Source organism: Desulforhopalus sp. IMCC35007 (genome assembly GCF_005116575.1).
GTDB lineage: Bacteria > Desulfobacterota > Desulfobulbia > Desulfobulbales > Desulfocapsaceae > Desulforhopalus_A.
The window spans coordinates 218146-234556 of record NZ_SWCN01000007.1; the positions used below are offsets into that span (position 1 = coordinate 218146).

The 16411-nt window shown below is 48.6% G+C and carries 16 protein-coding genes; 10 read left to right on the top strand and 6 right to left on the bottom strand.

The window, feature by feature from the left end:
• Positions 1 to 327: 327 nt before the first annotated feature.
• Genes FCL48_RS09775 through FCL48_RS24975 form a run of 3 tightly spaced genes read right to left on the bottom strand, consistent with a single transcriptional unit; the run spans position 328 to position 941 of the window.
• A complete protein-coding gene (locus FCL48_RS09775) occupies positions 328 to 636 on the bottom strand; it encodes an addiction module antidote protein (protein WP_136872085.1) in 309 nt (102 codons plus the stop codon).
• The gene (locus tag FCL48_RS09780; RefSeq protein ID WP_136872086.1) at positions 623 to 850 is read right to left on the bottom strand and encodes a type II toxin-antitoxin system RelE/ParE family toxin; all 228 of its coding nucleotides are present in this window, start codon (positions 848 to 850) and stop codon (positions 623 to 625) included. Before FCL48_RS09780 ends, FCL48_RS09775 begins: the two co-directional genes overlap by 14 nt.
• Positions 795 to 941, bottom strand: a complete 147-nt coding sequence (locus FCL48_RS24975; RefSeq protein ID WP_169309149.1) for a hypothetical protein — start codon at positions 939 to 941, stop codon at positions 795 to 797. The genes FCL48_RS09780 and FCL48_RS24975 overlap by 56 nt, the downstream gene beginning before the upstream one ends.
• Positions 942 to 1624: 683 nt before the next feature.
• Between FCL48_RS24975 and nrfH the strand changes: the two genes are divergently transcribed.
• Together nrfH and nrfA are read left to right on the top strand one after the other, a co-directional pair.
• Entirely contained in the window at positions 1625 to 2152 is a 528-nt protein-coding gene (gene nrfH, locus FCL48_RS09785) for a cytochrome c nitrite reductase small subunit (RefSeq protein ID WP_136872087.1), read from the top strand.
• A gap of 15 nt (positions 2153 to 2167) precedes the next feature.
• Complete coding sequence (gene nrfA / locus FCL48_RS09790; protein WP_136872088.1) at positions 2168 to 3676, top strand: ammonia-forming cytochrome c nitrite reductase; 1509 nt, start codon at positions 2168 to 2170, stop codon at positions 3674 to 3676.
• An 844-nt stretch (positions 3677 to 4520) separates the two neighbouring features.
• Here the strand turns inward: nrfA and FCL48_RS09795 are convergent.
• A complete protein-coding gene (locus FCL48_RS09795) occupies positions 4521 to 6014 on the bottom strand; it encodes a succinate CoA transferase (protein ID WP_136872089.1) in 1494 nt (497 codons plus the stop codon).
• A gap of 310 nt (positions 6015 to 6324) precedes the next feature.
• On the opposite strand from FCL48_RS09795, the gene FCL48_RS09800 reads away from it, so the two are divergent.
• The 5 genes from FCL48_RS09800 to FCL48_RS09820 are packed head-to-tail and all read left to right on the top strand — an operon-like array spanning position 6325 to position 11467.
• Positions 6325 to 6933, top strand: coding sequence for a TetR/AcrR family transcriptional regulator (locus tag FCL48_RS09800; RefSeq protein ID WP_136872090.1), 609 nt, complete (start codon positions 6325 to 6327; stop codon positions 6931 to 6933).
• A complete protein-coding gene (locus tag FCL48_RS09805) occupies positions 6930 to 8078 on the top strand; it encodes an efflux RND transporter periplasmic adaptor subunit (RefSeq protein ID WP_136872091.1) in 1149 nt (382 codons plus the stop codon). The genes FCL48_RS09800 and FCL48_RS09805 overlap by 4 nt, the downstream gene beginning before the upstream one ends.
• Positions 8075 to 9280 carry an ABC transporter permease gene (locus tag FCL48_RS09810; RefSeq protein WP_136872092.1) on the top strand — a complete coding sequence of 402 codons (1206 nt, stop codon included), beginning with the start codon at positions 8075 to 8077 and terminating at the stop codon, positions 9278 to 9280. Before FCL48_RS09805 ends, FCL48_RS09810 begins: the two co-directional genes overlap by 4 nt.
• A gap of 1 nt (position 9281) precedes the next feature.
• The gene (locus FCL48_RS09815) at positions 9282 to 9992 is read left to right on the top strand and encodes an ABC transporter ATP-binding protein (RefSeq protein WP_136872093.1); all 711 of its coding nucleotides are present in this window, start codon (positions 9282 to 9284) and stop codon (positions 9990 to 9992) included.
• Positions 9989 to 11467: an efflux transporter outer membrane subunit gene (locus FCL48_RS09820; protein ID WP_205747687.1), complete on the top strand. Its 1479-nt coding sequence runs from the start codon at positions 9989 to 9991 to the stop codon at positions 11465 to 11467. Before FCL48_RS09815 ends, FCL48_RS09820 begins: the two co-directional genes overlap by 4 nt.
• 31 nt (positions 11468 to 11498) lie before the next feature.
• Here the strand turns inward: FCL48_RS09820 and FCL48_RS09825 are convergent, their stop codons facing one another.
• Positions 11499 to 12524 (bottom strand): hypothetical protein, encoded by a 1026-nt coding sequence (locus tag FCL48_RS09825; RefSeq protein WP_136872094.1) that lies wholly within the window; start codon positions 12522 to 12524, stop codon positions 11499 to 11501.
• Between the two features lie 214 nt (positions 12525 to 12738).
• On the opposite strand from FCL48_RS09825, the gene FCL48_RS09830 reads away from it, so the two are divergent.
• From FCL48_RS09830 to FCL48_RS09840, 3 genes are all read left to right on the top strand, one after another.
• Positions 12739 to 13359, top strand: a complete 621-nt coding sequence (locus tag FCL48_RS09830) for a CBS domain-containing protein (protein WP_136872095.1) — start codon at positions 12739 to 12741, stop codon at positions 13357 to 13359.
• A complete protein-coding gene (locus tag FCL48_RS09835; protein WP_136872096.1) occupies positions 13356 to 13892 on the top strand; it encodes an HPP family protein in 537 nt (178 codons plus the stop codon). The genes FCL48_RS09830 and FCL48_RS09835 overlap by 4 nt, the downstream gene beginning before the upstream one ends.
• 205 nt (positions 13893 to 14097) lie before the next feature.
• A complete protein-coding gene (locus FCL48_RS09840) occupies positions 14098 to 15588 on the top strand; it encodes a methylenetetrahydrofolate reductase C-terminal domain-containing protein (protein ID WP_136872097.1) in 1491 nt (496 codons plus the stop codon).
• Positions 15589 to 15622: 34 nt separating this feature from the next.
• On the opposite strand, the gene FCL48_RS09845 is transcribed toward FCL48_RS09840, so the two are convergent.
• Positions 15623 to 15886: a hypothetical protein gene (locus FCL48_RS09845; RefSeq protein ID WP_136872098.1), complete on the bottom strand. Its 264-nt coding sequence runs from the start codon at positions 15884 to 15886 to the stop codon at positions 15623 to 15625.
• Between the last annotated feature and the right edge of the window lie 525 nt (positions 15887 to 16411).

Genomic DNA, 16411 nt, shown 5'->3' on the forward strand with positions numbered 1-16411 from the left:
TGGGTGCAAGAAATGGTTATGTCGTGAGGACGGGTTACAGGCCAAGTGGGGATGACGATAACCGGTTTCAAAGTGAGGCGATTCATGAACCACTTGCCGTTGTTTTGGTTCAATCCTCCTAGGCTAAATGCGGGGTAAATCTACCTACTCTTTTTGAGACATATATTTTGGTTTTCATGACTCAGACCTCCCAGAACTAGTTGTATTGGTTCGTCCTGGTCACTACCATGGAGATCCGCACGATCCAGTGGGCTATACGGTTTCAGCGATTTCGCACGCAAGTATAAGGAGAATCCTGTCGGAATTGGTGGGCTTAAGCATCGTGTTTTATGCATTTAATTTTTGTGGTGACAACCGATAGCCCATCGCGTGCATAATGGCGTTGATACTGGAAAGCGCAGGGTTGCCGTTTTCGGAAAGAGCTTTTTGTACACCCTTTCGGCTTAATCCTGATTCTTCAGCTATTTTGGTCACGCCTTTTACACGGCTTAAGACGCGGAGTGAAGAGAGCAGCGCCCCTGTGTTGCCGTCCTCGGCATAGGCTTCGAAAATGAGTTTGATATAGTCGTCGATCTCTTCCGGATGGTCTCGAAAATACGATTCTTCAACAGCATTGAAAGTTCTATAATTTTTCATTATTTAAATACTCCCGCCAATAGGCTTTTGCCTTTTTGATGTCTTGTGCCTGGCTCCCTTTGTCACCGCCACAGAGCAGGACAACAATGTTTTCTGCATCTTCCCCAAAATAAACCCGATAGCCAGCCCCAAAGAACATTCGTAATTCGCTAACGCCCTCACCAACTGGTTCGGCGTGTAATACGAACAAGGATGCGCTTACGCCCCATAACATCTTTCAACCCATAGAGCCACTCTGTGAATGGTTCCTTGCCATCTTTATCGGCAAAGACAATAACACGCGGTGGTTTTGCCAACCTTGCCACTTTTATCTCTCCTTACATCATAACACTGCGTACCCCGGTACGCAACATGAGTATAGATAATTATTTTTGCCATTAAAGATCGCAGGTTTTAGAACCTTAAACATTCAAAGTATCAAAAAACTGTCCTGCAGCGCTTCCGGATTAGATATTTTTATTCTGCATGGTATCAAAAAGAAAGATCCTGGTCAGTGCCGGTGTGATCTACACCCACTTACCACAAAAGCCATTGTTTTGATGCAAAACCTCCAGGGTAACTTGCGGCGTAAACGGACTTCAGTTTCAGGGAACTGAAAAAATCCCGACGGGGTCATGACACCTTGGGTGATCTCTACAACTTGTTTCACGATTTACAATAATTCCTGAAATAATTTATCTTTCATGGTATTCTTCCTCCACGATTCTTTAAAGCTCCCACTGGGAGGACTAGTAGATGCTGGATGGAGAATCAAGATAATTATTTTTATGCCCGCCCCTTAGAAAACTTGATATTTAAAGAGACTTACGGCTTATTTATGGAGCCTGGAAAGATAAAAAACAAGTTTTATAAAACTTACAACTTTATAGCCGACAAGGCAAAGGAGGTGAATTGATGGCATTTGTGCCAGGCACCAGGAAAAGAGATGTAACGTACTCCGGTTTTTTGATCGTGCTGGTTAATCGTTTATCTAATCAGGATTCTACCCATGAAAACAGGTAACTTGTTATTTTTCAGCTCAATTATTTCTTTTGTCGCAGCGATAGTGTTTTTTGCCTATCTGGTAAATGCGTCAAAGGCATTGTCTTACCTGTCAACCGACCCTAAGGCTTGTATCAATTGTCATGTCATGAATACCCAATATGCGACATGGCAGCACAGCTCCCACGCTGATCGTGCCACCTGTGTTGAATGTCATCTTCCCATTAATAATATGGTGGATAAGTACGCTGCAAAGGCGCGTGATGGCTGGAATCATTCGGTTGCTTTTACGATGAACACTTTTGCGCAGAGTATTGAGATAAGTGAAGATGGTGCCAATCGTGTGCAGGCCAACTGTAAAGCCTGTCATGCTGCATTAATACAGGAAGTTATTGCCAACAGTGATAAGTACCATGACTTTACCGGTGTCCAAAGAACTGACAGGAAGTGCTGGGATTGTCATCGAGATGTGCCGCATGGCAAGGTGAGAAGTTTGTCGTCAACACCGAATGCTCTTGGTGTAAGAGAACTCTAATGAAGGGAGGAAATAGTGAATAAGTATAAGATATTGCTTGGTGGTTCTCTGGTAGCTATTGTGGCAATGGGTGTTTTGGCCAATTCTATCAGCGGTAAGCAGGAGGAAAGGACAATTATCAATTCGACTCCGGTGATTAAAGAAAAGGGCATTGAGAGTAGAAATGAGGAGTGGGCGAAGTATTTCCCACGACAGTATGACTCCTGGAAGCAGACCAAACAAAACGATACTATCGATGATATGATCGAAAAGAAACCTCAATTGGCCATTCTTTGGGCCGGTTATGGATTCGCCAAAGATTACAATGCTCCACGTGGGCATTTTTATGCAGTGCAAAGCAACATTAACTCTCTGCGGACTGGTGCGCCGGTGGGACCCGATACCGGACCTATGCCAACCGCATGCTGGACCTGTAAATCTCCCGACGTTCCACGGGTTATGGATGAAGAAGGTGAAAATGAATTTTTTACCGGTAAATGGGCACGTTTGGGCGATCAGATTGTCAATCCTATCGGATGCGGGGATTGCCATGACAGCCAGACGACTAACTTAACCATCACCCGCCCCCATCTCAAAAGGGCGCTCGAAGCAAGTGGCACGAAACTTGACGAAATTACCCACCAGGAGATGCGTAGTCTGGTTTGTGCCCAGTGTCATGTTGAATATTATTTCAAGAAGACCGAATATAAAGATAAAGCAGGTAAAGATCAGGTTGCCGCAGTGGTGACTTTGCCATGGGCTGAAGGCCTCAACGTCGAAGGTATTGAAAAATATTATGACAGCTACGGATTTAGCGACTGGACCCATAAAATCAGTAAAACACCTATGCTGAAAGCGCAGCATCCCGGTTATGAGTTGTATAAAACCGGGATCCATGCCCGACGCGGTGTAGCCTGTGCCGATTGTCATATGCCTTATGTTCGAGAAGGAGCCGTGAAATATTCCGATCATCATATTGCAAATCCGCTCGACAATATTGCCAACACCTGCCTAACCTGCCACCGCGAGAGTGAAGAAGAATTCAAAGCGGTGGTGAAGAGAAAATTTGAGCGGAAAGAACAGTTAATGGAACTCGCTATGAACAGTCTTGGTAAGGCACACCTCGAGGCTGGACGTGCCTGGGAGGCAGGAGCCAGTGAGGCCGAAATGGCCGATATCCAACAGCTTATTCGCTCGGGGCAGTGGATGTGGGATTATGCTATTGCCAGCCATGGTTCTTTCTATCACGCCCCCGAGGAAACTTTACGGATCCTCAGTGTCGCCAACGACAAGGGCCAAGAAGCTAGAGTTAAGCTCGTCGCCGTCCTGGCTAAACATAATGTCTTTGATTATGTTGCCCCAGATTTTTCCACCAAGGAAAAAGCGCAAGAAATTGCCGGGGTGCCTTTGCAGGAGCTGGTAGACGAAAAGCTTGAGTTCAAAAAGACCCTGCTCGAGGAGTGGAATCAAAAAGCAGTTGCTGGAGGTCGCTTAAATATGGAACCGCGCAAGGGGATGAGCGATAAATCATCATACGCAAAATAACTGTTGATGGACTCGTAAAAGTCCCGATTTTCTTCGTTGTCGGTCTGATAGGGCGATTTGCTGTACCACATGTAGTTCCAAATCGCCCTATTAGACACTTCTCCTTGTATTAACCCGGGAGACAGATCGAAGTGTACGCTATCTAATTTTCAAAACACGACGTGAAAAGAAATCAGTCCCCTGCCCCTTGCTGGAAAAATTTCAGTTTGGCTGAATTTCATACGTAATCACGAACCAATTTGCTCTACGTCCAACTATCAATCGAAATACAGGTAAGTGGAGAATTGTTAGTAAAAAGACGGCAACATCTCTATCAAACGATCCAGCGGATGCCTTACTGCCGCCGCTGGTTTTGTGTTTAATATTGACATCTTAAAGGTCTTGATACTCTACCAGCGATTCCAGTTTAGACATAATTCCTGTGGATCTTCGGTTCCCATCAAGTCGATATCCTAATAACTTTCAGCTTGCAGTTTGTGCCAGATAATTCCAGATTCTCTTTCTTTTTCACTTAATAAAACTGTTAGGCTTCGTGCTCAACACCACAACACTCTCCATACTAATTTGACCGAATTTTATTGTTCCACTTTAGAATTACGTAGCGATAATTTCAGCTAAAAAGAATCGAAATTTAACAAATACTTTCACCATAAATATAGGATATTTTTCTCATTCTGGATAAACTACATTGTTCTCCAACAGCTTTTGGAGAAAGGGTTTCGGAGTCTTTAATCATAGACTCAACCGTTAGTGGTACAGTATTTAACCACACTCACGCTTGGTGACTACCCACCTCTACACCCTTTAAAAAAAAGCGACATTTGCAATATCCCTTGTTGTGATTTTATTTAAGGCGCATGTCGCCGTTTTCCAGAAAACATTGATGCATGAAAAAGGCCTTCTCTATGATATGCGGCTCATGCCCACCCCGCTCCCGCACCGCCCGCTGATAGTAGTCCCACAGCTGGTCTCGAAAATCTGGATGGGCACATTTTTTTATAACCTGTTCAGCGACCTGACGCGGGGTGAGTGGCCTGGTGTCCACTAAACCGTGTTCAGTTACCACCACATCCACCGAGTGCTCAGAATGATCGACATGACTGACCATGGGAACAATGGCCGAAATAAGCCCACCCTTTGCGGTAGAAGGCGTGACGATAAACGACAATGCTCCGTTACGTAAAAAATCCCCCGAGCCACCGATCCCATTCATTAATTGAGTGCCCATAACGTGAGTGGAGTTGACCTGGCCATAAATGTCAACTTCGATGGCCGTATTGATGGCGATGACTCCAAGGCGGCGAATAACTTCCGGAGAGTTGGAAATTTCCACTGGTCTCAGGACTATTTTATCCCTGTACCGAAAAATTTCATTGTAGAACCTTTCACGTGCCTTTTCAGACAATGTCATAGCCGAGCCGGAAGCCGCCCGAACTTTGCCAAGATCTATAAGGTCCAGAACGCTGTCCTGAAGCACCTCCGAATAGATATCGATGGCTTGGAAGTTATCGTCTTTTATGAATCCAGACAAAACGGCATTGGCGACATCTCCCACCCCGGCCTGCCAGGGAAGGGCTGAAGGCATACGGCCTTTCTTGATTTGATGTTGCACAAAATCGAGGATGTGTTCGGCGATCCGGCTGGAGGTGGCATCGGGTGGAGTAAAAATTGGGCAATGGTCCTTCTCGGTGCTAAACAAGATAGCCACCACCCGGTTAGGATCCATTTTGATAAAAGGTTTGCCAATCCTGTCGGCTGTACGATAAATGGGAATAGGCATTCGGTAGGGTGGGTCCTCTGGAATGTAGATATCGTGAATCCCTTCCAGATTTGGCGAAGAAGCGGAGATCTCAATAATAATCTTGTCCGCCTCCTGCACATAAGTAGGGGTGTTACCCACAGACATGGTGGGTATCAGATGTCCCTGTTCAGTGATGGCGGCCGCCTCGACTACAGCAACGTCACAACGACCCCACTCCCCGGCCCGCACTTTGGCAGATAGTTGGGAAAGATGATCATCCTTGAATAAAATCTTGCCCTGGTTAATTTGTCCCCGCATGAATTTATCACTCATGTAGGGTCGCCGCCAGGCTATAAGTTCAGCCCGGGCCAATGCCCCATCGACCATGTCACCCGTAGATGCCCCGGCAAACAGGTTGATCTTGAATTGTTCTCCACTTTCAGCACGCCTCACCAGTTCCTGGGGAATCAATTTGGGATAGCCGGCGGTAAATCCGGAAATAAACAGGTTAGTGCCGTCCTGGATATGCCTGGCCGCAGTAGCCGGGTCGGTAATTTTATCCCGTAATGGTGTATATCGAACCCGGTCAGTTAACATCTCTTTATCTCCTCTAGATTTTTTCGTACATACTGTTGCTGTTATATTTCGGTATCTTACCATATCAGGCGTTATTTTGAACCACCAATGATAGTCTTTACCAAAGGTATTTCCGCCACTTCAGAGCTTGTCTTTCGACAAAAGGGAAGCGATGCTGTGGCAATGCACCAATCACCGAAAGACTGTAATTATCCGGTATGTAGTAGAGCTGACGTGGTAGACCGACAAAACGTCACAATCCTTCTTGACAAAATCGGTGAATGCAATATTTTAAAGATAGTAATCAATTACTTTCTTTAATGGAGACTTTATGAAAACTGTTGGCAAGCATCTACCGGCCGATGAACGTCGCGAGGTAACAGTTGCAACGGTGATTGAGCTGGCAGCAGAACAGAATCCAACCGACATAACCACGGCTGCCATTGCTACCCGGATGGGCTTGACCCAGGGAGCCCTGTTTCGACATTTTCCTAACAAGGCTGCAATACTCCAGACTGTAATGTCCTGGGTTTCAACGCAACTGATAACCAGATTAAACAAGGCTACAAAGGGAACAGCATCACCTCTTGCCGCACTTGAAGCCATGTTTATGGCTCATGTGGATTTTGTCATCCAGCATCCAGGCGTTCCTCGTCTTTTATTTGGAGAACTGCAACGCGCCGAAAAGACAATTTCAAAAGACATAGTCCAGGAACTTATCAAGCACTATAGCGAACAACTACGTCGGCTGATCGAAGAAGGCAAGGCGGTTAATGAACTCGATCCCGACCTCGATCCTGAGGGAGCTGCAATCCTATTCATCGGTACAATCCAGGGACTGATTATGCAATCACTGCTGGCTGGGAATGTGGGTCATATCCGCAAACATGCACCAAGGGTGTTTACCATCTACTGTCGTGGTATCAGGAGAGCACAATGAAACGTATACCTTTCCAGGGACGTACCCTGGCACTGCTAGTGGTACTTTTGCCTCTTTCAGCCCTCTTTATCTATGTGGCCCTCCGGTCTGGGCCACTCGCCCCGGTACCCGTAACGATTGCTGCTGTAGAAGATCGCTCCATCGCCCCTGCTCTCTTTGGTATCGGCACGGTAGAGTCCAGATATACGTACAAGATTGGCCCGACCGTTGCCGGGCGCATCAAACGGCTCACTGTGCAGGTCAACGAAAGTGTAGTGGCCGGACAGATACTAGGAGAAATGGATCCGGTTGATCTCAGCAACAAGATACAGGCTCAGGCCGCTGCAGTCCAGCGTGCCGAAGCTCAGTTGGTCGAATCCCAGGCACGCCAGGTTTTCGCCAAATCCCAGGCACAGCGCTATAACCAATTGCTGGAGGCACGTTCAACAAGTGAAGAGATTGTTGCAGGCAAAAAGCAGGAGTATTTAATCGCCGAAGCGAACCTGAAAGCTGCCAGGCAGGAAAAGATTCGGCTTCACGCAGAAGGTGCCGCATTAGAGGCACAATTGAGCAATTTAAACCTTGTCGCTCCAGCAGCAGGACTGGTAACCGCACGCAATGCGGATCCCGGCACTACAGTTGCGGCCGGCCAAGCGGTTGTCGAGCTGATTGACCCGGAAAATCTCTGGATTAATGTACGCTTCGATCAAATCCATGCGAGAGGATTGGCGGCCGAGCTACCTGCGCAAATAGTATTACGCACCCAGGCCGGTGTCTTGACAGGTCGCGTTCTGCGCACCGAGCCGCTGGCCGACGCAGTGACTGAAGAAATGCTCGCCAAAGTGGTGTTTGACCTGGTCCCAAGACCGTTGCCACCTATTGGCGAACTCGCCGAAGTTACTGTCGCCCTGGCTCCACTTCCCTCTGGACCGGCTATCCCCAATGCAGCCATCCAGCGCCTCGGCGGAAAAACGGGCGTCTGGCAGATTATTGATGAACATCCACATTTCACTCCTGTCACCTTGGGGACTGCCGGCCTGGAGGGATATGTGCAAGTAACAGATGGACTCAAAATCAATGACGAGATTGTGGTTTATAGCGCCAAGGCCTTGACTGCCCGAAGCAGTCTCGATGTTGTCGAACACATTCCCGGAGTGGCACTATGATCAGCCTGGCCGGACGTGACATCATGCATGCCTGGGGGAAATTCGTTTTTACCGGCATGGGCCTTGGCCTGTTGATCGGCGTGACACTGTCGATGGCGGGTATCTATCGCGGCATGGTCGATGACGGCAAGGCTTTACTCGACAACAGCGGAGCTGATCTCTGGGTGGTGCAAAAAGATACCCTTGGTCCTTATGCCGAGCCATCGAGCATCTATGACGATGTCTGGCGAGCTATCCGTGGAATTCCGGGAGTCGCCCGAACGGCCAATGTCACCTATCTCACCATGCAGGTACGCCAGGGTGAGCGCGATGTACGCACGCTGGTTACGGGCGTCACAGCCGGTGGAGCCGGAACTCCCGGCTGGCCTCCGTATCTTGTCGCAGGGCGACAGATCACTCGTGGCCATTATGAGGCTGTGGCCGACATCGCCACCCATTTCAAGCTGGGCGACCGGCTGCAGATTCGCCGCAATCACTATACCGTGGTCGGCCTGACCCGGCGAATGGTCTCTTCCAGCGGCGACCCAATGATCTTTATTCCCCTAAAAGATGCCCAGGAAGCCCAATTTTTAAAGGACAATGACGCCATCCGGCAACAACGCCGTCGCACCGCGGAGAATCCGGCTTTTAACCGCCCACAGGTTCCGGGCCTGCTGGATTCAGTGATTGCTTCGCAAAATACCAACCAATACGTCAACGCAGTTCTGGTTCAGCTTGCACCAGGGTATCAGGCGACAGAGGTGGCAGACTCGATCCGCCGCTGGAAACGGTTAACGGTCTACACCCGAAACCAGATGGAGGAAATTCTTATCGGTAAGCTCATCGCCACCTCGGCCAAACAAATCGCTATGTTTCTGGTGATCCTTTCCATCGTCAGTGCGGCCATTGTTGCCTTTATCATCTACACCCTGACACTTGGCAAAATCCGGGAGATTGCGGTGCTGAAACTGATTGGTACCAAGAATCGCACCATTGCCGGCCTGATCATGCAGCAGGCCATTGCCCTTGGAATAATTGGCTTTGTTGTGGGTAAAATCTCCGCCACTTTACTGATGGCCCCGATATTTCCGAAACATGTGTTACTGGAGCCGCTCGACTCGGTGATAGGACTTGTTGCCGTGATTTTGATATGCATCCTGGCAAGTCTTATCGCCATTCGTGCTGCCCTCAAAGTCGATCCGGCCGAGGCCATTGGAGGTTGATATGGCGGGTAAAGGTATTCATATCGAAGGACTGAAAAAACGTTATGGCAAAGGGGATACCGCAGTCGACGCCTTAAAAGGCGTGAATATACAGGTGGCACCAGGCGAGGTGGTCGGCCTGGTCGGGCCTTCAGGGTCCGGGAAGAGCACCCTGCTCAAGTGTTTGGGCGCGGTGATCGAGCCCACCTCCGGAAGGATGGTTCTCGGCAACGATACAATTTATAACGATGGCTGGAAGGTCCGTGATTTACGCGCCCTTCGCCGCGACAAAATCGGCTTTGTCTTCCAGGCCCCTTATCTTATTCCGTTTCTTGATGTAACCGATAATGTTGCCTTACTGCCGATGCTGGCCGGAGTATCCAACAGCGAAGCGCGCAAACGGGCCTTAGAACTGCTCCAATCACTCGATGTCGAAGCGCGGGCGAAAGCCATGCCCGCTCAACTTTCGGGTGGTGAGCAGCAGCGGGTGGCAATAGCCAGGGGCCTGGTCAATCGCCCGCCGGTAATCCTTGCTGACGAGCCCACTGCACCCCTTGACAGCGAACGGGCGCTGGCGGTGATTCGGATGCTCAACGACATGGCACGAAGATTTGAAACCGCAATTATTGTGGTTACCCATGATGAAAAAATCATTCCCACTTTTAAACGAATCTATCATATCCGTGATGGCGTGACCTACGAGGAAGCGGGTGAAGGTCGGGAAATTTTATGAAAATTCATAGATACCGTGAGACACCGATGAAATATGCGCCCCTTTATGCTCTTATTACCCTAGGTGTAACAATCAGCCTGCTGACGGGATGCACCGTCGGTCCTGATTTCACCAGTCCAGCCAAACCCGACGTGACGGACTACACCACAACGCCGTTGCCGTCAAAGACTGCTGGTGCCCCAACACCCTTGGGAGAGGCACAATATTTCACAAAGAGTAAAGGAATAAACTCAAGATGGTGGCAGGAACTTGGTTCAGCCCGGCTGAATACACTGGTGCTTAATGCACTTGAGGCCAGCCCCACCCTGAGGCAAGCGCAGGCAACATTGAACCAGGCTGAAGAACTTTACATGGCAAGGGCCGGTTCAAGCCTCTATCCGCAAGTTGCGGCCAATCTCGGCACGCAACGACAGCGATTTAGCCCCAGCACTTCGGGGCTAACCGGCGATGCCCGAGAATTCGCTCTTTACAACACCGGGGTGGGCATCAACTACACCCTTGATCTTACCGGTGGCAATCGACGCGCCCTGGAGGCACTGGCCGCGCGCATCGATTATCAGCGCTACCAGCTGGCAGGTGCCCGATTGAACCTGGTGGCCAGGATCGTCACCACCGCCATCACCCAGGCAAGTATTTACGGGCAGATACAGGCGACAAAGGATATCCTCCATGCCCAGGAGGAACAGCTGGAACTGACCAAAGAACGCGTCCGTCTCGGCCAGGCAGCTGCAGATGAAGTGTCAGCCTTACAAACCCCGGTGGAACAGACCCGGGCCACCATACCCCTGCTCTCTACGCAGCTGCAGCATACCGAACATCTTCTGGCAGTCCTTGCTGGCCGGCCACCAGGTGCGGGAGACTTGCCGGCTTTCACCCTAACGGAATTCACTTTGCCTACGAACCTACCGCTCATCATCCCCTCTGAACTGGTGCACAGCCGTCCCGATATTCAGGCGGCAGAGGCTTTACTGCACACCGCTAATGCGGAGTACGGCATGGCAATCGCCAGGCTCTACCCCCAAATCAACCTCAGCGCTGACCTTGGTTTGCTGAGCTTGACGACTGAGTCGTTGTTTAGCGGCAGTTCGACAGTGTGGGGGCTAGTCGGACAATTAACCCAACCTCTCTTAAATCCGGGGTTGCCGGCAGAAAAACGTGCGGCGTTGGCAGGATTCGATGCAGCTGCTGCGAATTACCAAAATATCGTTCTCGAAGCTTTGCGTAATGTGGCTGATGTACTCCGGGCTCTGGAAAATAATGCTCAAAGGCTGGGGGCACTGGTTGCCGCCGATCTTGCGGCACAAAAATCCTTTCATACCATGCAGCGCCGATACGAGCTGGGAGCGGCCAGTTATGTCCAGCTGCTCATCGCCCAGCAACAGGTGCAACAGACCCGACTCAACTTAATCGAAGGCCAGGCTCGGCGCCTTACCGACAGCGCGGCGTTGTATCAGGCAATGGGTGGCGATATTTAATTGTTGCTCCAATCGAAGGTGTCAAAAAACGTTAGAGAATTTTATATTTCTCCCGAAGCATCTTTGACAGATGATTGACCATCGAAAAGGCGTTTTCGACAGTTTTTCCCTTGTCTGGATTAACCAGACAACATGTCGCCGGAGACAGCATGCTCTGGGCGATTATTTGCTCAAGATCCACGCCTTTTTTACCCAGATGCTGCCAGATGCCTTCCAGTTTCATTATGAGAAAACCGAGGCTTTCTTTGGCAAAGATTTCATAGCCGGTTGGCACTATCCCCCACACCAACACTCCGCCCCGGTCAAGGAATTTTTTAATTGAGCCAGCGCAGGCTGCAAATATCTCTGCATTGGTATAGACGTCTAACGAGAGAATATCCATATCCAGATTGAGGAGAAAATCCCAATCCGGGTTGCCGCAAAGATGAATGCCCCGTGGGCCATCAACCATAGCAAAAAAATTATCCAGGTCGGCTTTAGCTTTCTGTTCGCCGTAACCAGACATGGCAGAAAAAATGAATTGCAGTCCCGGTTCGTCTATGAACATAAAGGCATTTGGATTGCGCTCCTTCAATCTGCTGAGTTGAATATTTATTCTCTTGGCCATAAACTCCATCATGAAAGGCCTGATGGTGTCGTCAAAAAGGATGGGGCGTTCATCCTGGTCAAGAATATTGAAGCCAAAACTGACCGGCCCTTCGAGCTGGCCACGAATAGCCGGACGACCGAAAAGATCTCTTGTTAAAAAATCATGATAGACAACAGAATATTTTTCGCTGATATCAAAGTATGTCGGATCATCAAACCGGCTCATGGTTTCTTCAAATTCTTCAATGAATGTATCCATTGAAAAGCGCAGCGTCTTCTTGTCCACGTCCAGCACGATCCCTGGAAAATGTTCGGCTGCCTGAACGTACATATCTTCGTAATAGCTAAAGTTCGGCAATTGCGGCCAAAAGGGAACGTCCAGCGAAAGTGCCAGATCAAGAGCCTGCTGCACATCAGTCTGCGGCATAACAGCCATGGCCGTAGTCAAGAGATTTCCGGGTATCGGCATGGGTTGTTCTCCTGTTAATTATGGCTGCCATAATTAATGCAACCAGAGATAGAATTGTCAAATAATAAGCATTGTTGACGTAAGTCAATTACCCTATGAGAGATATTGTATTTACTGTAATCTACGATATTATTTCAAATAGCCTTGAACAAAAGAGGGGAGTTTCTATACTTCTGCCTGGATCATCTCTGTGACACAATAAGGAGTGGAACAAATGAAAGAAATACGCAATGCCGCCTTCATCCCTGTTGATATTTCCGAGCAGGATGTGTTTGAGGCGATGAAACACATCAAAGGCTATATTGATATCACTCCCGGTGACTTCAAAGAAGTGTATCAATCAGCCTATGATTTGGCGATACAACGGCTCCTTAATAGCCTTACAGCAGATAAAATAATGACCAGATCTGTGATTTTTGTTGATCAGGAAATGGCCCTTGTCGGGGCGGCTGATCTGTTAGCGGAAAAACAGATTTCCGGCGGTCCTGTCGTTGATAGCAACGGAAAAGTCGTTGGTGTTGTTTCCGAAAAAGATTTTCTCAAAGAGATGGGGTTTGGCGCTACACCATCCTTTATGCAATTAGCCACCCATTGTCTGAACAGCAAGAGCTGTATGATCCGAAGATTACACAACAAGACTGTTGGGGACATCATGACAAAGCCGCCGATAACTGCCGGTTCAGAGATGACCATCGGCGCAATTTCCGCTCTTTTCGCCAAGCACCAAATCAACCGTCTGCCCATTATCGACGATGATATGCGGCCGATTGGTATGGTCACACGTACTGACCTGGCCCACTCCTTTGACACCTTAGGAAAGAGGTCGAAAATATGAGCTACTTTAATAAAATGAAGGGTGGTGGCCAAAGTCCTCCGCAGGTTGGTCTGACTGAAGTACTCTGGTCCTGGTTGGGCAGTTTCTTAGGCCTCGCCGCAGTTTCCCTCATTCACTATAAAATACTTGACGAGACGGGTTTGATGATGATCATCGGCTCGTTTGGCGCGTCAGCAGTACTCATCTATGGTGCTATCCGCAGTCCTCTGGCCCAGCCAAGGAATCTGCTTGGAGGGCATATTCTTTCCGCCATTATCGGAGTGACGGCCTTTCAATGGCTGGGTGGCGAACCGTGGCTGGCAGCAGCTGTTGCCGTCTCTACCGCAATCGCCGTAATGCATCTCACCAAGACCCTCCATCCCCCTGGTGGCGCGACAGCACTCATCGCGGTTATCGGTGGTGAAAGCGTACACAATCTCGGCTACCTCTATGTGCTGGTGCCGACTGCCCTGGGGGCAATGGTAATGCTTGTCGTGGCGCTTATGGTCAACAATATTTCAAAGAATCGACGGTATCCCGAATTTTGGTTTTAGCTGAAGACAAAGGACACTCTTGCACAACGTTTTTCGCTTTTATCACCACAATTCAATTCTATTGAAATACCATTGCCGATTCAAAGTGTACCGGAGGTGGTGATATTCTTGTATGAAATAACATTCCGTTCGAGACCAATGCTTTATTCAACTGAACTCGTTACCCATTGAAACATCGAAATTATTTTAAACCAGGAGAGTATGAATGCTTCGTGTTTTCAGTAACCAATTGATGGACCCGGAAAACTTTGTTGTCACCATTGAACTGGTGCCAGGACGTGAATCCTTTGGGGCCAGTACAGACACCCTGGTGGGTATCGCAAAAGATGCCTTTATCGATGGCAGGGTTTCTGCCGTATCCATCACCGACAACCCCGGCGGCAACCCTTCGTTGTCCCCTGATGTTCTGGGACAAGAAATATTCAAGCATGGGTTGGATGTGATTGTTCATTTTACCTGCCGGGACATGAGCCGGGTCGGTATGGAAAGTCGTGCACTGCAGCTGGCCCGTATGGGCATCAAAAACATTTTATGCGTGACTGGGGACTACAGCGGAAAGGGCTTTGGCGGACGAGGGACTCCGGTATTTGACCTGGATTCTGTCCTGTTAACCCGCATGATGCAGGGATTAAGCGACCGGATGGTGGCCTCGGGGGATCCAGAGCCATTTTTTACTGGATGCGGGGTTTCCCCCTTTAAAACATTGAAATCGGAATGCCTTGCACAGTACAAGAAACTGGATAAAAAAATTGATGCAGGTTCTGCTTTTGTCATTACCCAGCTTGGCTATGATATCAACAAGTTCAATGAACTGATCCGCTACCATAAAGAAAAAAATGCATCAATACCAGTGATAGCTTCGGTTTATCTTCTCAGCCCAAAGGCTGCCCGAGCCATGAACCGAGGCCGAGTCCCCGGCGCCTATGTGTCTGATACCCTTTATAAACAAGTCATACAGGAATGGAAAACCCCAAGGGAAGGCCTTAATGCAGCCATTGAACGAGCCGCCCGTTTGGGCGTTGTTCTCAAGGCATTCGGGTATCGGGGGATTCACATTGGCGGCATACACCGTAGTTTTAAGGCCATTGCCCGAATCCTGGACCGTATGGAAGAAATTGAAGAGACCTGGCCCAACTATCTGAATGATTTCTCCAGCAAGGAAAAAAGCTCTTATTATTATTACGATAAGGTCATTGAAGACGAAACCGTTCCTGCTTCACGGCCCGGTCTGAAAGAGAGGGTTATAGAGCACTGGCCGTATAAAATGTTTTCTTTTGCCCACAACATATTTTTTGACAAAACAGTTGGAGTCGCACCGATCTGTCGAAAAGTGGCCACCTTTTTGGATTCCAATAATAAATCCTGGCTATTGAAACGCGGTTTAGAAGACCCCATTAAAATCCCCCTACTGTCCTGCCAAAGTTGCGGCGATTGCGGCATCCAGCATGTGGCCTTCATATGTCCAGAGTCCGGATGTCCCAAACATACGCGTAACGGCCCCTGCGGCGGCAGCCGGAACGGTACCTGTGAGGTTTACCCGGATAAAGATTGCATATGGATACGGGCATACAACCGCCTGGATCATGTCGGTAAACTGCCCACCTTTCTCAAAGACAATGTGCCCCCGAGAAACTGGGAGTTGAACAAGACCTCCTCTTGGATCAATTTCCACCTCAACCGCGACCATCAAAAATAAAGGTTCTATAGTCTCGCCCCTTCCCCGTCACGCTTTATACAATAGACAGGTGTGAGGACCGCTGAAGGGGCTTGAACTCTTTATTGGTTGTAGGTAGGAGTTTACGGCCCGGTATATTGAGCAATAACAAGAGTAATGTTCTCTGTTCCTCCCTTTGCCAAAGCATAATCGACATGAGAATCTGCTGTTTTTTGAGATCTTCAGCCTTTCGAAGTTCGGCCTCAATAATCCCCGGCAATACCGGATTGTGAAAACCAGCGGTGGTCAGTAAGTGAGTATCTCCTACTTCGAGCGACACGACACCTGTCTCCAGGTCTTCCATGGCGCTAGCCAATGCCTAGTCAAAAATGTTTCGTGAATATTGATCGGCTACTTCTTCCAGCGAAATCTCGCCCTCTGCAACCCAACAAACTCCTGTTGAAATATCGGCTGTCATATCTGCGCCCTGACGTGCCCCTTCAACCACATCAAGGTGGGGATGGGAGAAGAGGCTTAAGGACGTTGATATTCTGTAGTTATCCAACTGCATAGCCGGGTTAATGGTTGAAAAATATTGCGTAATCAGTAGAATAATCTAGATCAATAATATTGATCTATTACTTCAGATATTTTATGATTAAAGGTGGTCACTCAAGCAAGATCGTTAACCGTGAAACACAGACACGGACTTTTGCGTAAAAAACCGAACATGGCTCTTTAGATATGATGGTTGCCACATAAACAAAACAGACCTGCCTACCTTGCAAACGTGGGTTAAGTTGAGAGCATAAACAATCAACTCAGAGCCAAAATCAAGGAGGCAGGTCATGCAGAAAACAATAAA